At 35.4% G+C, this 19,193-nt stretch carries 20 protein-coding genes and 1 other annotated feature; of the genes, 5 read left to right on the top strand and 15 right to left on the bottom strand.

The features are described 5' to 3' along the window. The first annotated feature begins 48 nt into the window (after positions 1–48). Positions 49–492, top strand: coding sequence for a GNAT family N-acetyltransferase (locus MHI47_RS09110; RefSeq protein ID WP_340830550.1), 444 nt, complete (start codon positions 49–51; stop codon positions 490–492). Positions 493–675: 183 nt separating this feature from the next. On the opposite strand, the gene abc-f is transcribed toward MHI47_RS09110, so the two are convergent. From abc-f to MHI47_RS09070, 8 genes are all read right to left on the bottom strand, one after another. Next, positions 676–2,136 (bottom strand): ribosomal protection-like ABC-F family protein, encoded by a 1,461-nt coding sequence (abc-f, locus tag MHI47_RS09105; protein ID WP_340830547.1) that lies wholly within the window; start codon positions 2,134–2,136, stop codon positions 676–678. 426 nt (positions 2,137–2,562) lie between these two features. Next, a complete protein-coding gene (locus MHI47_RS09100; RefSeq protein ID WP_340769175.1) occupies positions 2,563–3,519 on the bottom strand; it encodes a tyrosine-type recombinase/integrase in 957 nt (318 codons plus the stop codon). A gap of 199 nt (positions 3,520–3,718) precedes the next feature. Then, a complete protein-coding gene (locus MHI47_RS09095; RefSeq protein WP_340762274.1) occupies positions 3,719–4,840 on the bottom strand; it encodes a GerAB/ArcD/ProY family transporter in 1,122 nt (373 codons plus the stop codon). Between the two features lie 28 nt (positions 4,841–4,868). Beyond that, a complete protein-coding gene (locus MHI47_RS09090) occupies positions 4,869–5,090 on the bottom strand; it encodes a hypothetical protein (RefSeq protein ID WP_340762273.1) in 222 nt (73 codons plus the stop codon). 10 nt (positions 5,091–5,100) lie between these two features. Then, the gene (locus MHI47_RS09085; RefSeq protein ID WP_340830545.1) at positions 5,101–6,294 is read right to left on the bottom strand and encodes a Ger(x)C family spore germination protein; all 1,194 of its coding nucleotides are present in this window, start codon (positions 6,292–6,294) and stop codon (positions 5,101–5,103) included. Next, a complete protein-coding gene (locus MHI47_RS09080; RefSeq protein ID WP_340762270.1) occupies positions 6,287–7,903 on the bottom strand; it encodes a spore germination protein in 1,617 nt (538 codons plus the stop codon). The genes MHI47_RS09085 and MHI47_RS09080 overlap by 8 nt, the downstream gene beginning before the upstream one ends. Positions 7,904–8,115: 212 nt before the next feature. Next, on the bottom strand, positions 8,116–8,931 hold the full coding sequence (locus MHI47_RS09075; protein ID WP_322788049.1) for a YitT family protein: 816 nt from the start codon (positions 8,929–8,931) through the stop codon (positions 8,116–8,118). 142 nt (positions 8,932–9,073) lie between these two features. After that, entirely contained in the window at positions 9,074–9,868 is a 795-nt protein-coding gene (locus MHI47_RS09070) for a DUF4097 family beta strand repeat-containing protein (RefSeq protein WP_340830543.1), read from the bottom strand. 353 nt (positions 9,869–10,221) lie between these two features. Here MHI47_RS09070 and MHI47_RS09065 point away from each other — a divergent pair, with 353 nt between their 5' ends. Then, positions 10,222–10,440, top strand: coding sequence for a hypothetical protein (locus MHI47_RS09065; protein WP_340762268.1), 219 nt, complete (start codon positions 10,222–10,224; stop codon positions 10,438–10,440). A 7-nt stretch (positions 10,441–10,447) separates the two neighbouring features. On the opposite strand, the gene MHI47_RS09060 is transcribed toward MHI47_RS09065, so the two are convergent. Next, positions 10,448–11,317 carry a GNAT family N-acetyltransferase gene (locus MHI47_RS09060; RefSeq protein WP_340762267.1) on the bottom strand — a complete coding sequence of 290 codons (870 nt, stop codon included), beginning with the start codon at positions 11,315–11,317 and terminating at the stop codon, positions 10,448–10,450. 180 nt (positions 11,318–11,497) lie between these two features. Here MHI47_RS09060 and MHI47_RS09055 point away from each other — a divergent pair, with 180 nt between their 5' ends. After that, positions 11,498–12,067: a TetR/AcrR family transcriptional regulator gene (locus MHI47_RS09055; RefSeq protein WP_340762266.1), complete on the top strand. Its 570-nt coding sequence runs from the start codon at positions 11,498–11,500 to the stop codon at positions 12,065–12,067. Positions 12,068–12,125: 58 nt separating this feature from the next. Continuing rightward, entirely contained in the window at positions 12,126–13,547 is a 1,422-nt protein-coding gene (locus MHI47_RS09050; protein ID WP_340762265.1) for a DHA2 family efflux MFS transporter permease subunit, read from the top strand. A 115-nt stretch (positions 13,548–13,662) separates the two neighbouring features. Here the strand turns inward: MHI47_RS09050 and trpA are convergent, their stop codons facing one another. From trpA to trpD, 5 genes are read right to left on the bottom strand one after another with little or no spacing between them, the layout of a single operon-like run. Then, the gene (trpA, locus tag MHI47_RS09045) at positions 13,663–14,451 is read right to left on the bottom strand and encodes a tryptophan synthase subunit alpha (RefSeq protein WP_340769161.1); all 789 of its coding nucleotides are present in this window, start codon (positions 14,449–14,451) and stop codon (positions 13,663–13,665) included. Continuing rightward, positions 14,444–15,649 (bottom strand): tryptophan synthase subunit beta, encoded by a 1,206-nt coding sequence (trpB, locus tag MHI47_RS09040; protein ID WP_340769159.1) that lies wholly within the window; start codon positions 15,647–15,649, stop codon positions 14,444–14,446. Before trpB ends, trpA begins: the two co-directional genes overlap by 8 nt. Then, the gene (locus MHI47_RS09035) at positions 15,649–16,269 is read right to left on the bottom strand and encodes a phosphoribosylanthranilate isomerase (RefSeq protein ID WP_340769157.1); all 621 of its coding nucleotides are present in this window, start codon (positions 16,267–16,269) and stop codon (positions 15,649–15,651) included. Before MHI47_RS09035 ends, trpB begins: the two co-directional genes overlap by 1 nt. Then, entirely contained in the window at positions 16,266–17,057 is a 792-nt protein-coding gene (gene trpC / locus MHI47_RS09030) for an indole-3-glycerol phosphate synthase TrpC (protein WP_340769155.1), read from the bottom strand. Before trpC ends, MHI47_RS09035 begins: the two co-directional genes overlap by 4 nt. Continuing rightward, a complete protein-coding gene (gene trpD, locus MHI47_RS09025; protein ID WP_340769154.1) occupies positions 17,054–18,085 on the bottom strand; it encodes an anthranilate phosphoribosyltransferase in 1,032 nt (343 codons plus the stop codon). The genes trpC and trpD overlap by 4 nt, the downstream gene beginning before the upstream one ends. 81 nt (positions 18,086–18,166) lie before the next feature. Next, positions 18,167–18,382: a binding site (T-box leader), on the bottom strand. A 189-nt stretch (positions 18,383–18,571) separates the two neighbouring features. Here trpD and MHI47_RS09020 point away from each other — a divergent pair. Then, a complete protein-coding gene (locus MHI47_RS09020; RefSeq protein WP_340769152.1) occupies positions 18,572–18,802 on the top strand; it encodes a PepSY domain-containing protein in 231 nt (76 codons plus the stop codon). A gap of 213 nt (positions 18,803–19,015) precedes the next feature. Here MHI47_RS09020 and MHI47_RS09015 read toward each other — a convergent pair whose 3' ends face one another. Continuing rightward, positions 19,016–19,111 carry a putative holin-like toxin gene (locus MHI47_RS09015; protein ID WP_245762605.1) on the bottom strand — a complete coding sequence of 32 codons (96 nt, stop codon included), beginning with the start codon at positions 19,109–19,111 and terminating at the stop codon, positions 19,016–19,018. Positions 19,112–19,193 lie beyond the last annotated feature (82 nt).

Raw genomic sequence — 19,193 nt, 5'->3', positions numbered from 1 at the left:
AAGCTTGGGGTCTAGAGATTGTATATTTAGCAATAAGGAGAACTTGCCTTGGAATTTAAACTACTAGCAAAAAATGATTTAATTAAATGTACTGAAACATTTATTGAAGTATTCAATGATGTGCCTTGGAATGATCAATGGACATTTACAAAGGCTAATAAATATTTACTGAGTTTTTACCAAACACCTGGATTTTCAGGCGTTTTAGCGGTAGAAAACGACGAAATTCTCGGCTTTATTTTTGGTGTAAATAGAGTATGGTGGAGCGGAGATGAATTTTTCATTCATGAAATGTGTGTTAAAACAAAATGTCAAAATAAAGGTATTGGAAGAGCTATGTTAAATCATTTAATAAAAGAGCTTCATAGCAGTAATATAAGTAACATTACACTTCTCACAGATAGAGGTATACCTGCCGAAGAATTTTATAAGAAAAATGGTTTTGAAGAAATAGAAAGAATCATTTTCTTGCATAAGAACATCAAACTATAGTGAAAAGTCAGGTGTTAGAATTAAATAAACCAATTATTGATATAAAATTAACTCTAATTATGAAAGAATGTACTTATACTAATAGGGCGTTAGTTCAATAAGATAATAAGCAACTTCCGGTTTTATGGAAGTTGCGTTTTTTCTTTAAATAAGAAATAGAAGTTATATTTAAATGAAATTGTATCAGAATGGAATAATTTCTATAGTTTTTGAGGCAATATTCTTTAGAAAAGTTTGGTCATGCTCTACAAATAAAAGCGTTGGTTTATATGTCAATATCATTGTTTCAATTTGATTTTGATTAAAGATATCTAAATAATTCAATGGTTCATCCCAAATGTAAAACTCTGCCGGCATGCCTAAAGATTTGGCAAACTCTACTTTTTTCTGTTGACCATTACTCATCCATTCAATTGGAATATTAAAAACATCTCGATCCATACCTAAAACCTGAAGATTATTTAGGAATAATGTGTAGTCAATATGATGGTCTACAGAAAAATTGTGTAACGAGCCATTATTATCGTCATGATTTTGATGAATAATACTTTTAGATAGTCCTTGAGGTATGATTACCTCTCCGCTAATTTTCCCATCAAAATATTGATGATTTAAATAATTTATTATTGATGTTTTGCCACTGCCATTTGGTCCAACCAATGCTACTCGCTCACCCTGATAAACATCAAATGTTATCGGATGAAACAGTTGTTTTCCACCGTAACTTAAGGTGAAATTTTGGACACGCATTATTGGATTTCGATGGCTAAATATACAATTAATTGTTAAATTACTTGTTGATTCGATATTTTTTAGTAGCTTTGTCTTTTCTTCTATCTTTGCATCCGTCCGCTTTTCAATAGCTTTTGATCTCTTCATCATCCGCTTGGCCATAGCATTACCGAATGGGTCATTACCTGATGGCTTTTCCTTTCTTTTAGCCCACACAGACTTTTCTCTAGCAGTTCTATTTAAACGCTCAATTTCCGATTTTAACGATTTATTTTGATCAAGTTCAAACTGATCTTGTAATTGTTTTTGTTGTTCATAAGTGGAGAAATCACCATTATAAATAACTAATTGATTTTTTTCAATGACCAAAATATGATCGACTACTTTATCAACAAAATTACGGTCATGACTGACAACAATATAGCCTTTTTTTCTTTTTAAGTACTCAGCAATAATTTTCCTCCCCTCAATGTCTAGATGGTTTGTTGGTTCATCTAGAAGAGGGTAACGTGATTCCTCGCAAAATAGAGCAGCTAATAATACTTTTGTTTGCTCGCCACCAGATAACTGTTCAAAAGGCTGCCATAATAGTTCCTTATCTAGCGATAACTGTTCGCATTCTCGCTCAAGTTTCCACAATTCTACTGGAATCACTTCATCAATTGCATAGTACGTTAATTGTTTCTTATTATTAATGTTCTGTGGAAAATAAATAAAATCCAAGTCGGAAATAATTTCACCATAAAAAGGAAATTGTTTCATCATTAAGTTGAGTAAGGTTGTTTTCCCACGTCCATTTCTTCCGATTAAACCTAAACACCAAGAAGAATCAATCGTTATATTAACATTTTCGAACAGTGGATGATCTAATGAATCGAACCCGTAATTTAAGTTTTTAATTTCAATCGGCATATTATATTACCTCCAATAGTGTTGTAAACTGGAGATGATCTTAGAAGTTGCATCATCCCTTTAAGGTTTGAATGCATACGCATAAACAAATAAAAATCCTCCTGAAAAAGCTTCAGAAGGATTAGTATTCATACGAAAATAAGCCTAGAACAAGGCATTACAAAGGTATAATAATGGACAGACTAATCCTATTTTAAGTGAAAATGCGTATACATTTTACGTATAAAATAGAATTATTTAATCATCTACCATTCATCATCCCTTCATCTATATTACTATCATTATAACTTTTATTATTAGAGTATTCAATCATTTGTTGTATTCCCACCATTATAATAAATGATTCGCAATATGGGAGAATTTTCATCGAAAGAAACCTCTTTTAGATGAATTTATTGTTAGTTTACATAATATAATTATATTAAACTAAACTAAATGGTTGAATGGGTTATTCTCCATTACATTTTGTATTTCTTTGTCTTCTACATGCGTATAAATCTGTGTAGTGGAAACGCTCGTATGACCTAGTATTTGCTGAAGACTTCTAATATCTGCTCCATTTTTGTACATGATTGTTGCGGAAGTATGCCTTAACTTATGAGGCGTTATACTTCCTTTGTTTAACCCTGATGCCACGTTGATTTGTTTCACTATTTTAGCTACCGTTTGTCGAGTGAGTCGTGTGCCTTTTTGAGAAAGAAACAAGGAGTTATTTGTACTCGCGCCTTTTATGTATTGTCTTTCCTTTTCTTTATATTGTTGGATGGATTGGAGACAAGTGGAGTTCAAGAATACCGTTCTTTCTTTATTTCCCTTCCCCACAACATGTAATACATTTCCTTGTATGGAGTTTATATTTAAGCTACATAATTCGGAAACACGAATTCCTAAGTTTAAGAAAAACATAATAATACTATAGTTACGATAATAATGGCTCGTTTTCTTTATACCAGTGATGAACTGTATTGCCTCATGCTGATCCAAATAGATGGGTGTTTTTTTTGCTATCTTAGGTGATTCTAGCTCTTCTGCAGGATTATAATCTAATAATCTTCTTTTCCCTTTTAGGTATTTAAAAAATGATTTAATAGTTGCTGCTTTGCGAGCTCTTGATGCGGCACTATTTTGGCGCTGTACTTCACAATACTCCTGGAAAAGGTAGATATCTTCGAGCGTTATCTTTTGGATAAATTCAGGATCCACTTCCTTAATACTAATGCTTTGTATCTCGGTTATTGGCACATCATTTTCAACTGCTAATAAAAATCGGAAAAACAAAGTTAAATCATATTCATATTCTTTTCTCGTTCGTATTGATTTGCCTTTAATAGTCGTTAAATACACTAAAAAATCTTTCATAATTTTAGGTAATTCCTTTTGCATCAAACCACTTCCTCTACTACTTATATTACCACAAAATAAGGTTCCCAAATATGTATTTGGGAACCTTATTAAAATTCACTATAATTTTTCGTCGAAAATACAGTTTTTTACCGTGACAATTACAAATATTAGGATGCTTCACATTAGCTCTGAGAGCGTTTTAACTTTTTCTTTGCGTATCATTGGTCATAACTCATCTCTAATTCGACTTTGCATAATCGGGGTCTTTTTTAAGCTTTTTCTTTCTTAATTGAAAAACAATGGTTGCTAATAGCGGGAAAATTAAGCCAATGACAAAAGTTATGGCAATTGCAATCTCTTCGTCAAATTTATATTGATATAAAATGTTCGGGAAAATGATAATAGAAAAGACTAGGATTATTGCTCCGGCCGGGAAAGTTAATACTCGGTATTCCTTTATATTCAATAGTTTACTTAAGGCCAGCACACCTGTGTAAAAATAAAGTGTAACTTTAAAAAATAGCGCAAGAGTCCACAAAAGAGCCATTAGACCTTCTATACGTGTTATAAAGTCTCCTACATTTATGACTTTCGCTAATGTATAACTTGGATATACTTGATGCTCGGTAGTATTTGAACCAAGTACGAAAATACAAAGCATGGTAATTGTGATAATTACAGCACCACCAATTAAAGTACCAATATAGAAATTTTTTCTACACTTTTTAATATCGCTAACAAATGCGGGAAAAATCATGAATAAGACAATGGCGTTAATACTAGAAACTGCCGTAACCTTGAAAGAAGAATTTAAAATTGAAGTAATATGAGCCTGAAAAAAGGGTTCTAAATTATCCAATTGGATTTGAGGTGATATACTCACAACTAGGATCATAAACAATAAGAAGAAAAAGAATAAAAAGATTTCAGCAGAACGCGCGATAGTTTGAATACCTAGACGAACCGCCAGAATAACAATAAGAACCATTAAAAGATTTATAAATGTTAAAGGTGTCTCGGGATACATTTGTGTAATTAAAAAAATACTTGACTGTGCAATAAGCGCCGAAGCATAAAGGAAAGCCATTAACACGAATAAGATAGAAATTAACTTCCCTACCAATTTTCCGAATATTTTTTCATTTACTTCGGTATAGGTTAGTTTAGGAAACCATAAACTAATTGTCGTAAAAAACCAGACAACTAATAGTCCTAAGAGATTACCGATTATTGCTGCAAGCCAAGCATCTTGTTTTACTGCAGTTGTAAGTGTAGAAGGAATATAGAGGATACTTGAACCTATCGTAAAAAAAATAACTAATACTAAAAATTGAAATGGCGTTATTTTATCTGTCTGCATCCCTCTACCCCCCTCATGCTTTACTCATTTATTTGACAAGACTTTCGAATGATTTCTCCATTATTGTAAACAGATCAACAGGGCTAGGTATTTTAATACCAACTGCTAATAAGATTAATAAAGTTACTCCTATAGATAGCAGTACTGAGTAGACAATCAATTCTTTTTTTTGTTTGTTCTTCCACATAGTTGGCACATCAATCAAGACAACGACAATAATTACCAATAATATTCCAATTACTTTTACCATACTGTTTTACTCACTTTTCTTTCTTGTCAATTGGATTTAAAACCGAACCAAAGTGACTAATTTGTACCTTAACTTCTACACTTACTGGCAATTCAGCAAATATTTCATCCCAATTAGCTTTAACTTTTTTCCATTGCTGTGGGTTTGATTTGTATATAGCAGCCCCAAAACCAAAAATGTCTGATTGATATTTTTGTTGAACTACTTTAATTGTTTCTTGAATCTCTTTTTTTACCACTTTCTCATATTCCTTTTGCAGCATTTCAATAGTTTTTTCCTTCGTTAAATCAATGTCACAACTAACCTCACCTAAATTTGCAACGATGTTCACTTTGATTTCTATTTCAGGATTATTACTCATTGTTTTACTTTTTATCTTTGAGTTATATTTTTTAGTATGAATAGAGACTTCCCCCCCGTCAGGGCATGTAACTAATCCAATAGTACTTTTTACTTGATTTGTTGCCTCGTTAAAACCTCTACTTTCCTGCTCGTCTAACCACCCAACTAGTTTATCTTTTTTAAAAACAGCAAACTCTTTAAATTTTATTTTAGCATCGGGAATTATCATTTCGACATTTTGTTTGCTTGAGCCTTTCTTGGGATCTCCTAGTATCTCAACGCCAGTTAGTACGCCTTCTTTTCCATCACGTTCTAAATTTGTTTTTAGTTCAAAAAAGTTTACAGCAACTGTACTAGAGTAGTTAGCTTCTGATGTGTGTAGAATATTATAGAGTTCATTTGACGGAATTTGTTCCAAGGAGGTTTGTACATTTAATATTTCCTTTGCATCCCTTCCTTTAGAAACAATCATATAAAAGTCAGATCTCAGTTCCCATCCGCGTGATAAAAAATCGACAGTAGTTGCAATTCCCTCCTTTGCCAATTCTTCACTAATTACCACTACTCTTAGATGTCCCAAGTAGATAATCCGTGGGGACACTTGAGTGAGTTTTCGAATGGCTTCATTGACTGATTTTCCCGATGCTTCATAGAGTGTAACTGGAGAACTTCCCATCCCGCCCTTCATCGATAATTCAGTTGGTAAAACAACTTGAGCCGAAACATGATATTCATCGTCTTTTTTATCAATGGATATTGCAGTTGCAATGGCTAAATCATTAATTTCTCGCTTATCCCAACAACCCGTGAGCAATAAACTGATGAAAATGATACCTATAAGTTGTACAATCCTTCTAACCATTTTGAGACCTCTTCGAGTGAGAGCTTTTTTGGAAATTTACTTTTGTACGGCGCTGCCTTACTCTATTCTTTGAAATATAAGGCGGGCGTGTAAGTAAATCCCATATAGGAAATCGAACTATACTATCCTTAAGTCCAGTTAGATTTAACGGAGCTAACGGTGTCATATATGGAACACCAAAGGAACTAAGGCTACATACATGAAGAACTAATGCGATAAAACCGATAAGGATACCATATAAGCCAAATGATGCTGCTAAAGCCATAAATATAAATCGTAAAATCCGGCCAGCAATAGCAATGTCATAAGATGGAGAAACAAAACTAGAAATGGCGGTAATAGAAACAACAATTACCATTGCAGCAGAGATAAATCCAGCCTCTACTGCAGCGGTACCAATTACAAATGCACCAACTATGGACATAGCGGATCCAATAGCTCTAGGCATCCTTAATCCGGCCTCTCGCAAAATTTCAAAAGTAATTTCCATAATAATTGCCTCTACGAATGCAGGAAATGGGACTCCTTCTCGCTGGGCGGCCAAACTGATTAATAGTGCTGGCGGTATAATTTCATGGTGAAATGTGATTATCGATAAATATAGCGCTGGGACAAGTACGGAAACACCAAATGCAACAAATCTAAGTATTCGAATTAAACTAGCCATCACTGTACGTTGATAATAGTCTTCTGAAGACTGAAAGAACTCTGTAAATAGTGCAGGTACCATTAATACGAAAGGCGTCCCATCCACTAAAATAGCAATTCTACCTTCTAGTAAACCTGCTGCCACAGTATCTGGTCGCTCTGTATTAAATACTGTTGGAAATACAGTTAATTGCGAATCTTGTATAAACTCCTCAATATTTGCACTTTCCATAATGCCATCAATATCAATACGATTCATCCTATTACAAACTTCATCCACTACATTTTGTTCAGCTACACCATTTATGTACATTATGGAAATATTTGTTTTACTACGCCTACCGACTTCCTTACTAATCATCCATAGATTTTCATCTTTAATAATTCGACGAACTAGTGCAGTATTCACGCGTAAGCTTTCAGAAAACCCCTCCCTAGGACCTCTGATAACCGTTTGTGCTGTTGGTTCTGTGACTCCTCGACTTTCCCAGTATTTGTTACCAATAATGAATCCACTTGAAAAGCCATCTATTAAAAGAATTACATCCCCAGATAATAGAGAAGTGAATAATTGATCAAATTCACTTACATCCTTTAATTCTCCTACGGTTAGCGCAAAGTCCTTGAACAAAGTTAAAACAGGGGAATCCGCAGTTAAATTATTTTCAATATCTGTCTTTTTTATATCCATCATTAAAGTTTCCATGATAAAATTTTGTAAATTTTCTGAATTACTTAAACCATCTGTATAAATGATTCCAACCTTAATATTTCCTTCAGTACCCATTTTAACTTCACGAACAATAATATCAGCACTCTCGCCAAGTGTTTTTTTTATATATTGTATATTCTCTTTTAAACTTTTTTTTAATGAACTACTTTCTTCAACACTTTTAGGCTCACTTTTACTTGGAGGTGAAGGTTGAATAACGATTTTGCGTTTCTTTTTAAATAAACTCATATTCTTCCTCATTTTCCATTAAATTATGGTTCTTACCGGAAAGTGTTCCCAGTGCAGAAATTTTTATTCAACACTTATCTTTCATCATGAAAAAAACGAGAAATTACTTTTAAATACAAAAATACCGAGAGTTGTGTTAACTCTCGGCTTTTGATTTATTCTTATACTTTTATATGTTGTTATTTGGATAAGTAACAAGTGCATCTTGATATCTAATGAATATTCCGTGCAAAATTACCATCTACTTCAATCGTTTGTGTAATATTAATGAATGCCTGCTCATCATGTTTTCTAACAATTTGTTTGATTTGTGCCGTTTCATAACGAGTAACGACCATCATTAAAATATACTTTTTCTCTAGCGTATAGCCACCATAACCTTCTGTCACTGTGACGCCACGATAAATGCTTGCTAACAATTCCTGACGAATTGGTTCAGCGACTGTTGTTATAATTTGCATAGTTATTTTTTCATGATTAGTATAGATTGTATCAATCGCTTTACCAGTTAAATATATAGATAATAAGGTGTAGAGTGCTATTTCCCAGTTGAATATCATTCCTGAAATTAGCACAATCACACTATTCATTCCTGTGAGTAATAGTCCAACACTAAAATTACTTGAGCGAGAAATAATAATAGCTATTATATCCATACCACCAGAAGTACCCGAGTATTTCATAATAAGTCCTATTCCCACACCGCCTATAGCTCCGCCAAATATAGCTGATAGCAATATATTATCTGTAATTGACTCTGCTGGAATTACATAAAGAAATACAGATAACGATAACACACACACGAGGGTGTTAAGCGTAATTTGTTTCCCAAGCTTGTAATACCCTAATATCAAAAGAGGTACATTCATGACAAAATTGAGTATACCTGTATCAAACGGGGTTATCAATCCTACTAAAATAGCGATCCCACTAATTCCACTACTTAAAATTTCATGCGGCACTAAAAATGCATTAAACGCAAAAGCAATTATAAAGGAGCCTACTACTACAATTAGATTTTTTAACAATAGACTGCTCCTTTCTTCCATAAAAAAACTCGCCCACTAAGGACGAGTTTTTCTTCTACTAGAATCTTCTCTTCACAAATGATATAAGAAACAATTTAACAAAGATTAGGGTGTACGTCAATATATTGGTTTTCTTTCTTTGTTAATCTCCCTTTATTATAGAAATAACTCCATTATCTGTTCTTAAATCGATTATATTCTTGCCTTTACCAAAAACAGTTTTTTCATTGGCAGAACCAAAAATATTAATTCTTCCATTGTCTATATCCGCCTGAATTGTTGCATTTTTTGGTTCCGTCGTCGTATGAATATTTATAAGGCCATTATCGGTTTTGAAAGAGATGTCCCGGTCTAAATTATCCGTCACCATGGTAATTTGCCCGTTATCTGTTTTGGCTTCTATATCTCCTGATACATGGTGAAAGTCTATTTTTCCATTATCAGTTTTTACATAGACCTTTTTACTTTCCAGGTCCTCTAGCACTATTTTTCCATTATCAGTTTTGATATCGACATTGGCAATTTGAAGATTATTTACGGTAATTTGCCCATTGTCTGTATCCGTTGTTAACTCTTCATACTTTTCATCTGGAACAGATACAATAATTTTATTGTGAGAAGTATTTAATCCAATATTAATGCCGCCAAAAAATTTCTTTTTCTTTTCTACATGTAAAGTATTGCCTTTAACATATGCCTTTATTTTACTAGATGTGCCCTTTTTATTTTTAAATTCAACTTTCCCTTTAGAATCCGATGATTGAACTACTTCAATGGCTGTATTGTCGCCTATAATTTCTATTTTCGTAAACTTTTCGGCTATCTCAATTTCTTCTGATTTTTTGTTAAATCCCCCTGCAATATTCATCCCGATATTAATAGCTGCTCCTAAAATTATGACAATAATTGCGATGACACCAATCTTTTTTATACTCATTTCCGCAACCTCCTATTTATTTACCTTATACAGTTCATTATATAGATATGGATACCATTTCCTATGGTCTTCAGATGGGAAGTTCCCTCAGCCTTAAGATGTATTTGTATTAACCTGTTTAAGTTCTATGTAATTTAAAGGCACTTTCTATTTGGCAGTGCCTTTACCTTCCTAAGCTAACCCCAACCGAAATTTGGATCAACCTTGCTCCCATTTTCTTCTCCCTTCGTATGATAGACTTTTTAAGACTCTATACTCTATGCGTAGTAGGAAGTGATTACGATGAAGGACCTTCTTTGAAAAAGGTATTTCTTCTATGAAGTCGAATACTATATGGAAAGGAGTGTTATTAGATGGATATAGTTAGTACTCTATTTGGATTTTTCTTTGTTGTCTTAATTGCACGCATTACTTACAAAATGATCAAAAAGAATCGTTTTCCTCCTATGAATTATCAACCTTTCGATGATGCAATGTCTGGAATCGATCCGGAGGAAAAGCATAATAATCAAATGTTAAGAGATACGAAGCATGAAAAGAATTATGAAGAACGTACTTCTCGATCCAAATAACGCTTATCTATTTTTTATAGGCAACGAGCTTATGTTTTACTCCAAATCCAGCGTCCATATAAAGGGCTATTGCTGCTTTATTGCTAGACTCCACACTTAAGGTGATTTCTTCTATTGAATCATATGAAAATAAATGATGTAGTGCAGCTTTCATTAGTTTCTTTGCTAACCCTTGCCCTCTGTAATCTGGAGAAACGGCAATATATTCAATTGCTCCTTCTCCGTGAAGTGGAGAAGCTTCCACATACACGTACCCCTTTAACTCCATATCGTGTTGGATGATAAGCAAGAGATTGTCTCTACTTATTCGGGATAGAATCTGCTCACTACTATAATATGTATTTGGAAAAGCCAGTTGATGAAGCTCGCTAAATGATTTCATAAAAGAAGAGTCATATGTTACGACATGTAGATCATTTCTATCAGCTATATTTTCTCTTGCAGTCGTTAATATGAGATGGTGGCCGTTTTCTATTCCATCCATTCGTCCAACAAATTGTTTCACAAAAGTGTTTTTATCGTTTATAAAGAATTGGTATTCATCTAATTTAAAAGGAATTGTATTCTCTAAGGCTTTCCATAAGTCATCGGCAATTTGAAGCTTATCTTTCCCATTTCCGACAAATGGTCCCCATACTTCCGCACTTCTTTTTTCTGCATCTATATCAAATCCTAATGCACCAACTAGATGATCTTCTTCGTATGCAACCACAAATGATTTCTCTATGTCTATATCCGAAAAATCATGGGAAAGTGTATCAAAAATCTCTTCCTCTTCTTCTCCACAATAACCAATATGTGAAGCATCAATACTATTCATTGTTTCTAAGAAAGCCGCTAATTGGTGTAAATTATTTGGAGGTCGTACATAAATCATCTACATTTCTCCTTTTGCTCAATACCATTATCAAAATATTTTATCATTTATATAATGGGAATGATATACACAAATGGTAACCTGCCACTGCTAATCTCATCAAAAATTTTTGACAACGCTTGTGCATTTCTATATATTTACTAATAGACCAGTTTGTATAATTTGTGAGGTGATTTAAAAGTGTCTGAGAAAAATAATTCAAAAGATGTTCTTATTGAAACTGCCTCTCGCCTTTTTCGATTAAGAGGCTACTACGGAGTAGGGCTTAAAGACATTCTTGCGGAAAGTGGAATTCCCAAAGGATCACTTTATCATTATTTTCCGGATGGAAAGGAACAGCTTGCCATTGCAGCAATTGAATATACAAAAGAAATTGTTATAAATGAAATTCAAGAATTATTTGATGAAATTGAAGATCCTATCAATGCATTTCAAATACATTTAGATCATTTATCAGAAATCATTGTAAATAGTAAAAACATAGGTTTCCCTATTGGCACAATAGCTGGCGAAACCCATTCTACGAGTGAGCCGATTCGTATAGCTTGTCAATTAGCCTTTGCAGAATGGCAAGCAATTTATCAGAAAAAATTGCTTCAGTCTGGATATGACAAAGAACAAGCAACGGACTTGGGGATTACTGTGAATTTAATGATAGAAGGTGCTATTCTTTTATCTTTAACGAGTAAAAGTAATAAACCGCTTGAAGTAGCTAAAAAGCACATAACAATATTATTAAGTAAGGATTAGTTTAAATTCATCCAAATGTATGAAGGTCTATATAGTTATTAATTGGAGGAATTTGTTCATGATTGAAAACGCACCACAGCAAGAAAAACAAGTATTTAAAACAACCCCTATTTTAATTTCATTTTTAATAGCAGGGTTTGTCGGATTATTTAGTGAGACAGCATTGAATATGGCACTAGGAGATCTAATAGCAATATTCGATATTAGTCCATCCTCCGTTCAGTGGTTAACAACTGGTTATCTATTAACACTGGGAATATTAGTTCCTGTTTCTGGATTTATCATGCAATGGTTCACCACGCGACAATTATTTATCGCTTCTTTACTATTTTCTATAGTAGGAACATTCATTGCAGCGGTTGCACCTAGTTTCACTGTGTTATTGCTATCACGGGTTGTACAAGCAATAGGGACTGGATTATTATTACCATTAATGTTCAATACTATTTTACTCATCTTCCCTGTTCACAAAAGAGGGGCAACAATGGGTCTCATGGGATTGGTTATCATGTTTGCACCAGCCATTGGCCCAACTATTTCAGGTTTGGTTCTTGAGAAACTTACTTGGCATTGGATTTTCTGGATCTGTTTACCGTTTCTTTTCATTGCTTTGTTGTTCGGTATAAAATTCGTAGAAAATGTAACAACTGTTACGAAACCGAAAATAGATATTCTTTCTATTATTTTATCAACTATTGGTTTTGGCGGAATTGTGTACGGCTTTAGTAGTGCAGGAGAAAAGGGTTGGGGCAGTGCAATAGTTATTTTGACAATCGTTGTCGGCCTTGTTTCACTAGTTTTGTTCAGTCTAAGACAGTTCAAAATGGAAGTACCAATGATTAACTTACGTGTCCTAAAATTCCCAATGTTTACGTTAGGGTTATTAAGTGTATTTATAACCTTTATGGTAATTATGTCTTCCATGATTCTGTTGCCATTATACTTACAAACAGGACTTGCTTTAGCTGCATTTACAGCTGGACTCGTACTACTACCAGGGGGTGTCTTGAACGGACTTATGTCTCCTTTAACTGGTCGTCTATTTGACAAATATGGTCCTAGAGGCCTTGTTACTCCAGGTTTTGTCATCATGATAATCATGTTATGGATGCTATCCAATATTACAATGGACACTTCTATATTTATGGTTGTTGTGATGCACTCAGTTCTGTTTGTTGGAATATCAATGGTTATGATGCCAGCACAGACAAATGGTCTTAATCAGCTTCCGAGAAATCTGTATCCTGATGGAACAGCATTGATGAATACATTACAACAAGTATCTGGTGCAATCGGTACAGCCGTTGCGATTACAATTATGTCGACTTCTCAAACTGCTTATTTAAAGAATGCGACTGATATAATGGATCCAGAAACATTGAGTGCTTCATTAACTGCTGGTGTACAAGATGCATTTATATTTGGTTTAATCCTAGCAATCGTAGGATTAATCATGTCTTTATTTATCAAAAAGGCTTAGATAAAATAAATGATAAACCCCATTCTATGAGCTAGTTGCTCAGAATGGGGTTTATTTTACCTTACTTATGCTTTTTAATTGAAGAATCCTCCATACAATCTCAATCCATTAAGTGTTAGTTAAATACTTTTGCTTTAGAAGCTTGAACTAGTGCTGTTATATGATCCAAGTCATTTTGATGGAACGCTTCCACAATAGCACTCCCTACAATTACGCCATCAGCTAATGTTCCCATACTTTTTACTTGTTCCGGGGTAGATATACCAAATCCTGCTAGTACAGGTATAGCGCTCTGCTCAGACAGACTTGTGAAATGTTGCTCCAACTGGTCACTAAACCCATCTCTGATCCCCGTGATTCCGTTTACCGTTACAGCGTAGATGAATCCTTCACCGGACACTGCAATTTTCCTAAGGCGCTCTGGTGGACTTGTTAAAGAAACAAGAGGAACTAAAGCGATATCTGTATTTTCAAGTACTCCATGAAGTTCTATTGTTTCTTCCAGTGGTACATCTGGGACGATTAGTCCAGCTATTCCTAATTTTTCACATTGTTGTGCAAACTGTTCTAACCCATAACTAAGTAACGGATTATAATAAGTCATTAGTACAAGCGGTACTCTAACTTCCTCATAAAAAGTTTCTAGTTCCTGCAGGATAGACCGAAGTGTTGCACCGTTTGCAAGCGCGCGTTCCCCTGCTTCCTGTATCGTTGGCCCATCTGCAACAGGATCCGAAAAAGGAATACCTAATTCAATAGCAGTTACACCTGCTTGTTGTAAAAAGAAAATTTTAGACTTTAATGTCTCTAGTCCTCCGTCTCCTGCCATTATATATGCGACAAATGCTTTATCTCCTTGAGTATTTACTGATTGAATAGCGTTTAATAATTTTGTTTTAGCCATTGTTATTCACCCCTAACGCATCACGCACTGTTTGAACGTCCTTATCCCCACGGCCAGATAAACAAATTACTAATATTTCTTCTGGAGACATTTCTTTTGCAAGTTCCGTCGCAAAATGGATGGCGTGGGCACTTTCAAGAGCTGGTATAATTCCTTCTTTTTTCGATAGTAATTGTAAACCTTCTAACGCTTCAGCATCTGTTACGGACGTATATTGTACACGACCAATATCATGTAAATAGGAATGCTCTGGACCTACTCCAGGATAATCTAAACCAGCGGAGATGGAATGTGCTTCTTGGATAAATCCATTATCATCCTGCAAAATATACATATAAGAACCATGTAGCACCCCTTCTTTACCCCCAGTGACAGCCGCTGCATGGAGTCCTGTCGAAATACCACTTCCTCCTGCTTCTACGCCATACAATGCAACATCCTGATCATCTACAAAAGGATGGAACATGCCTATTGCATTACTACCGCCACCAACACATGCGACAACCGCATCTGGTAATTTCCCTACCTTTTCAACTATTTGACGCTTTGTTTCTACTCCAATTACTCGTTGGAAATCACGAACAATTCTAGGGAATGGATGGGGACCAAGCGCAGAGCCTAATATATAATGGGTATCTTCGACATTAGAAACCCAATACCTTAAAGCCTCATTCACTGCATCTTTCAGCGTGCCAGACCCTTTATCCACTGACACTACTTGTGCACCGAGCAATTCCATTCGAAATACATTTAGTTCCTGTCTACGCACATCTTCTTTGCCCATGAATACAACACACTCAAGGTCAAATAATGCACAAACAGTGGCAGTTGCAACGCCGTGCTGCCCAGCACCTGTTTCCGCTACGATTTTCTTTTTACCCATTCGCTTTGCGAGCAACGCCTGACCAATTGTATTATTTATCTTGTGGGCACCTGTATGATTTAAATCTTCTCTTTTCAAATAAATTTGTGCACCACCAAGTTCTCTTGTCAGTCTTTCTGCAAAATATAATGGGGTTTCGCGACCAACATAGTCTTTTAAATAGTAATTTACTTCATCTACAAATGTTTGATCAGCAATTGCTTCCTCGTAAGCTTTTTCAAGCTCTATTAAAGCTGTCATCAATGTTTCTGGAACATATTGACCACCGAATCTACCATATCTTCCCGCTCTTTGGTCATCTGCTATTTTTACCATTATTCCACACTCCCATCATCTTTTACGGCTCTTATAAATGCTTGAATAAGCTTTATATCTTTGGTTCCATTTCGCTCTACTCCACTAGAAACATCAACCATAAAGGGCTTTATCTGCTCAATAGCCACTTTTACATTGTTTGGATTCAACCCACCCGCTAGAATGATTTTTTCTGTTGGAATATCATTACCCTCCATCAGCTTCCAATCAAATACTTCACCACTACCCCCCTGATAATGCGTACCCGGTGCATCAAATAAATAAAAATCAGTGTCATATTGTTTTGCCTGTAAAACATCAGCTTCATTATGAACAGATAACGCCTTAATAGAAGGTACATTATTTGTTCGAACAAATTCAGGTGTTTCCTGGCCATGATATTGTATAAAATCGAGCGGCACCTCTTGAAAAGCAGTTAATAGTTCCTCTTTTGTTGCGTTGACAAATACTCCAATCTTCCAAACTTCAGGTGGAATGCCTTTTGCTAACTCTCGTGCTTTATCAATCGTTATTTTTCTTTTGCTAGGTGCAAAAACAAAACCAATCGCATCTGCTCCCGCCTGAACTGCCACTTCAACATGTTCTTTCTCCATGAGGCCACAAATTTTCACTTTCGTCATGAAGTAATTACCTCTCTTTGTACTTGCAAGCTTTGAAGAGCATTCTGAACATCTCCACTTCGCATTAACGATTCCCCAACAAGTACAGCACTGGCACCATAGTTAGCTACTTTTGAAGCATCCGTAGCATTCCAAATACCACTTTCACTTATGAGCACACGTTTTTCCTCAAATGGAAAGCTTGCTGCAATTTCAGCCGTACGTGATAAATCTACTTGAAACGTTCGAAGATCTCGGTTATTAACGCCGATTAGTTTTGCATCCAGCTGCAAAGCACGGTCTAGCTCCACTGAGTCATGAACTTCTACTAACACTTCCAAACCCTTGCTAACTGCATATTCGTATAAAGATAAAAGTTTTTCTTGTTTTAGTGCTGCTACGATAAGTAATATAACAGAAGCTCCAGCATGCTTCGCATGATCTATTTGGATTGGATGAATGATAAAGTCTTTACAAAGAATTGGAATAGAAACAGTGCTAGCAACTTCAGCTAAATCATCAAATGTTCCTTGAAAAAACGGAGTATCGGTTAATACAGAAATACAAGCTGCTCCCGCATTAGCATATTGAGATGCTTGGTCAGCTGGAATAATACCTTCTGCGATTAATCCCTTAGAAGGGGAAGCTCGTTTAATCTCAGAAATTACTTGTAGTTTTTCAGATTGATAAAGTGCTTCAAATAACGATGGTCGTGTAATAATTTCTAACTGGTCAGGTATCGATCCCAGAAGCATCTGTTCTACTTGCCCTTTTTTGGCAGCTAATATCTTATCTAAGATTGTTGTCATAATGCCACCTCCTGTCTAACAGATTGTTGACTGAAAGTTATAACTGCTTCCAACTTTTCTAATGCTTTTCCTGAGCGGATCGTTTCTGCTGCTAGCTTTACTCCTTCTTGAATTGAGCTAACGATTCCAGATGCAAATAATCCTATTCCAGTGTTAAAAAGCACCGTATCTAAATAAGGACTTGCTTCACCTTGGAGAACGTTACGCAGTATTTTGGCATTTGTGTGACCATCTCCACCACGTATTGCAGAAATAGGAGCAGAAGTTAAACCTACATCATTTGCCGTCAGCTTAAAGGGTATTAAATCTCCGTTATCTATTAGGACTAACTGATTAACACCGGCAAGAGAAGCCTCATCCATCCCTCCAGCACCGCAAACAACAATGGCTCTTTTTCTTCCTAAAATTCTTAAGACTTCTGCATATTCCATCGTGAAATCCGAACGATTAATTCCGGTATATTGTGTTTCTAATTTAATTGGATTAGTTAACGGACCGACCAGGTTGAAAATAGTCGGCTTTCCGATCATTTGTCTAGCGATTCCAATCCTTTTTAACTTCGGATGTACATTTGGTGCGTAGAGGAAAGTTAATCCCTCTTGCTTAAGTAGGTCGATAGTTGCCTCAGAGCTAATAGATGCATGAATTCCTAATGCTTCTAGTACATCCGAACTTCCAGCGCTACTAGAGATTTTCCGGTTACCATGCTTCGCTATTGTTGCTCCTGCACCGGCTAACACGAATGCAGAGGTGGTACTAATATTAAAGCTATTCAAACCATCTCCACCTGTACCGCAATTATCCATATAATCACCATGCGGTTCGTTTAAGTTAATGGCAAATGACTTCATAACTGTTGCAAGTGCTGCAACCTCAATAGAAGTCTCTCCCTTTTTGGAGAGTGCTTTTAAAAAGTCAACAATATAGTGTACTTCCGTATTTTCTGCAAACAATAGCTTGGAAGCAGCCACCATTTCCTCATAAGTCAAATGCTCACTCTTCTCCACTTTATCTATAAATCCTCTCATCTTAAATCTCTCCTCTGCTCTGCTCAGCTATTTTTGAAACAAAAAAAGTCCTCTTCCAAGGGATTTCAGAAAAATCCCTTGGAAGAGGACGGTATTTACCGCGTTGCCACCTCTAGTTGGAGTGTAATACTCCCACTTAAGCTCCTGTAACGTAGGAAACACGTCTACCTCTTCAACAATGAATGTTATCGAGGAAGCTCTCATAAGCCCATTCGCTCTAGCAACAAATCAGTTCTCACCATCCACTGACTCTCTTGATTGTCCGCAAAAGCTACTATTCTTACTCAAACAATTTCTCAGCTATACTAACTCGTCTCAGCTCGTCTGTTCTTAGGCGACACTACTTTTAGCATCTTCTGCCTTTTTTCCGAACATAAAAGTTAATTATTATGATAGTAGGAATACTTTCAATTGTCAAACAGTTTTTATCCTTTTATATTCAGTCTGCATAAAATGGTATCAATAAGACAAGGAGGGTTTTAATTAGTGGTAAATCCAATGAATGGACAGAGAATTAGTTCGGAGCAAGCGATGAGGATTGCTTTGCAGAGAATTCCTGGAGAAATTGTACACGTGGATTTGGATATGGAGGATGGTCTTCTCGTATACGAAGTATTCATCATGACATCAAGCAATCAGATTTTTGAAGTGGAAGTCCATGCAAGAACTGGGAATATCCTGAAAATCGAACGAGAAGAAGACTTTGATTTTGATTGATCGACAAACTGCCGATTGAACATAGAAGTGTATAGTTAAAAAACTACTCCGTTGATTCCCTTCAGGATAGTTGGTATAATAAAGGAATTACAGGTATACAATAAAATACCGACCGGATGTTAGTAGCATCCGGTCGGTAAAATAGACTGATTCCCTTCAAGGGTGTCGGCAAAGAGATTAAGTAATCCATCCGAGCGCTAACTCATAGGTGGATTACTTTTTTCGTGTCATTGAAAAGGTCAGCGTAATCAATGCAATGATTAGAGAAGAAAAACTAATCATAATTACGAGCGATTCAAATATCGTCAAAAGCAGCACCCCCTTCTGTACCGGTCGTTAAACAGAAAGTAAAAAAAATTGTGCCGTCCACCCATGAGAAGATCAATCTATA

Source organism: Psychrobacillus sp. FSL H8-0487, assembly GCF_038008385.1.
In the GTDB taxonomy this organism is placed as follows: Bacteria; Bacillota; Bacilli; order Bacillales_A; family Planococcaceae; genus Psychrobacillus; species Psychrobacillus psychrotolerans.
Note: the sequence above shows the minus strand (reverse complement) of the source record. Positions and strands in the feature narration are given on the sequence as shown.